This is a genomic window from Streptomyces spiramenti, from assembly GCF_012034385.1.
Classification (GTDB): domain Bacteria; phylum Actinomycetota; class Actinomycetes; order Streptomycetales; family Streptomycetaceae; genus Streptomyces; species Streptomyces spiramenti.
In genome coordinates this window covers 1-1,154 of sequence record NZ_JAAVJB010000468.1, presented here as the reverse complement: position 1 = coordinate 1,154, position 1,154 = coordinate 1, and the positions used below count along the sequence as shown (strand labels likewise).

Annotated in this window: 1 protein-coding gene and 1 pseudogene; both read right to left on the bottom strand. The window is 76.7% G+C overall.

Going from position 1 to position 1,154, the window contains the following annotated elements:
- Nucleotides 1-26: 26 nt before the first annotated feature.
- Complete coding sequence (locus HCJ92_RS24200; protein ID WP_167935731.1) at nt 27-824, bottom strand: TIGR03084 family metal-binding protein; 798 nt, start codon at nt 822-824, stop codon at nt 27-29.
- Nucleotides 821-1,154: pseudogene (locus HCJ92_RS24195) on the bottom strand (carboxymuconolactone decarboxylase family protein); the annotation flags it as partial. The gene HCJ92_RS24200 and the pseudogene HCJ92_RS24195, both read right to left, overlap by 4 nt.

Below are 1,154 nucleotides of genomic sequence, written 5' to 3'. Positions count from 1 at the left end.
GGTCGGGGCGGGCGGCGGGGCGGAGGTCAGACGCCGGCGAACTGCCCGGGGCGGCGCCCCGCTCCCGGCGAGCCGCGGTAGGCCTGCGCGATGTCGAGCCACCGGTCGGCGACCGGCCCGGTCGCCCGCAGCGCCAGGTCGGCCCGGTGCCGTCGGCGGGTGACGAGCAGGCAGAGGTCGTGGGCCGGCCCGGTGACCGTGTTCTCGGCGTCCTGGGGTCCGTGCGCCCAGGTGTCGCCGCCCGGCCCGACCACCTCGATGCGCAGGGGCTCCGGCGGCGGGGTCATCCCCCGGGCGAGGTACCCGAAGTCGCTGGTGAGCGACGCGAACCAGACGAGATGGTAAAGCCGGTCGGTGGGCTCCCGGACGACGCCCAGCGCGTCCGCGATGTCCTGGCCGTGGGCGAAGACCTCCATCACCCCGGCCGCCGCGAGGACGGGGGGCGGCAGGGGGTTGACCAGCCAGGGGACGGTCCGGTCGGCGGGTACGGCGCCGAGTGCCTCCACCGAGCCGCGGCCCAGGGCCCGGTAGCGGGCGAGCAGTTCGGCGGGCGGGAAGCCGCGGAACTCCCGCAGCGAGGTGTCGACGGCGCCGTCGAAGTCGCCCGACGCGCCCTCCACGAGCCGGCTGAAGGCGGTGGCGTCCGACGCGGCCGTCCTGGCGAGGTGGAAGACGAAGGTGAGGTGCGCAACCTGGTCGGCCACGGTCCACTCCGGTGCCGGGGTGGGCGTCGCCCAGGCGTCGTCGGTCAGGCCGGAGACCAGTTCGGCGGTCTCCTCGATCTCGGTGGCGAGATCGCGGAGGATCTCGGCGGGTGGCTTCATGTCGCCTCCGGTTCGGTGGTTCTCGGGAAGGGCGGGTCGGCGGGTGCCGCAGGGAGCCGGGCGGCGACGCCGCGGGCCGCGGTCATCGCCGCCCACGCCGTGAGGTGGAGCAGATCGGCGGGGTCCGGGTGGCGTGCGCGTACCGCGGCGATGTCCGCGGGCCGCACCTGGGGCGCCGCCAGTGCCGTCAGCAGCGCCAGTCGTGCCGCGGGCCGGTCGGCGGCGGTCAGGTCGACGACGGCGTCGTCCGACCAGGCCCGGCCCAGCGGTGGTGGCGAGCCCCCACGGCGGATGATCTCCGCCGCGACCAGTTCGCGGACTGCCGACGGC